Below are 1,451 nucleotides of genomic sequence, written 5' to 3'. Positions count from 1 at the left end.
TACGAACAATAACCTTCTCCACAGGGTGGAAGACCAGTTCATCAGGGTTCTCAGTTTTGTCTGTTTTGCCAAAATCAGGACAATAATCTTTTCCGTTAGGGATGTTGCAGGTCAGGCAGTTGCCGCGGCAATACCCAAAGGGGATGTTGCCATTCCACAAGCCTTTGCGGGCACGCTGCAATTTACCTTTGCGGGTCTCCTGCCGCAGGTTATCCAGGTAGATTTCGGCCAGGATGCCCAGCACGGTGAGGGTAAGTTTGCCCCATACCGTGGTGAAATCCAGTTGCTCTTGCACCGAAACAAAAGAAACATTCCAGGTGTTGAGTTTATCCAGGGCAGATAGCAATCCGCTCAAGTGGCGATAGAATCTATCTATCTTATCCACAATGACAATCTCAAAGCGCCCGGCTTGAGCATCCGCCATCAAACGCTCCAACGCCGGGCGGTGGCTGCCTTTTTTAGCCGATATACCAGCATCAGTATAAATTTCTACCAGGTGCCACTGGTGGCTGTCGGCATATTGCCGAATATTGACTTCCTGGGCATCCAGACTGTGTCCATCCACCTGCTCACGCATCGAGACACGACGGTACCCTACGGCTCGAACAACTGCACCAGACATAATTGTTCTCCTTTCGGTATAATCGGGTGTGCATATCTGAGCATACTGTAATTCATGGACGGAGGCAAGGCATGGAACCCATCGCACAGGCAAAGAGACGAGTACGCAAAAACTATAATCCTGAACCACTTATAGAACGCTTGAAAGAATTGTTAACAGAGCGGAAAGAAAGTATGCGAGGTGCATCTCTGGCCAGTGGATTGGATTACGGGTACATTCAGCGCATCATCCAGGGACACCGTCCGGCTATGGAAGCAGTAATTCTATTGGCCGACCATTTTGAAATCAACCCTAACGCATTGCTTACATTAGCGGGATATCCTCCCCTAAAGGTTTTCGATATTCGCACAGCGAGTACGGAAAATCTGCCACCTGAGGCAGTGGACGTTGCACTGGCTATCGCGCGCATCCCGAACCCCGGCGAGCGAAAACAGATCGCTGACGCAGTGATGACACTACTGAAAAAATATTTTGGGTAAAGGGGGAAGGCTGTCTCGTGTTCTCGTTCCTGTTGGCACCTGACAATGCGGCTTGCCAGGTTGGCTTTATCTTGCGATGAACAGGTTCTTGCCCTTTCTGGTAATTACGAACAAAGACCCCTTCGCACATGCGGAGGGGTCTTTGTAGGAAACATTACTTTATTTCCATTCCGCCTTTGGGTAGTCCCATCAGAGTATCAAAGGGGCTTTGGACGGACACCTGACGCAGTTGGCCTTCACGGTCAAAATACAATCCGTTGAAGATAATATCCAGCAGCCGACGACGCTCAAGGTTGTTCAACTGCCTCCATATAGCCGGAAAGTCATCTAACATCGGTTTGATTTCCCAT

Annotated in this window: 3 protein-coding genes; 1 reads left to right on the top strand and 2 read right to left on the bottom strand. The window is 49.6% G+C overall.

Annotated features, from left to right (window positions below; translation table 11 throughout):
• Window positions 1–622: recombinase family protein (locus tag D6694_05630; GenBank protein RMH44574.1), on the bottom strand; the 622-nt coding region annotated here is incomplete at its 3' end.
• A 71-nt stretch (window positions 623–693) separates the two neighbouring features.
• On the opposite strand from D6694_05630, the gene D6694_05625 reads away from it, so the two are divergent.
• Window positions 694–1,101 (top strand): XRE family transcriptional regulator, encoded by a 408-nt coding sequence (locus D6694_05625; GenBank protein ID RMH44573.1) that lies wholly within the window; start codon window positions 694–696, stop codon window positions 1,099–1,101.
• Window positions 1,102–1,255: 154 nt separating this feature from the next.
• Here D6694_05625 and D6694_05620 read toward each other — a convergent pair.
• The coding region (locus D6694_05620; protein ID RMH44572.1) for a hypothetical protein at window positions 1,256–1,451 on the bottom strand (196 nt) is incomplete at its 5' end.

The sequence above is a fragment of the Gammaproteobacteria bacterium genome (assembly GCA_003696665.1).
Taxonomy (GTDB): Bacteria; Pseudomonadota; Gammaproteobacteria; order Enterobacterales.
This window is presented reverse-complemented; position numbering and strand designations above follow the sequence as displayed.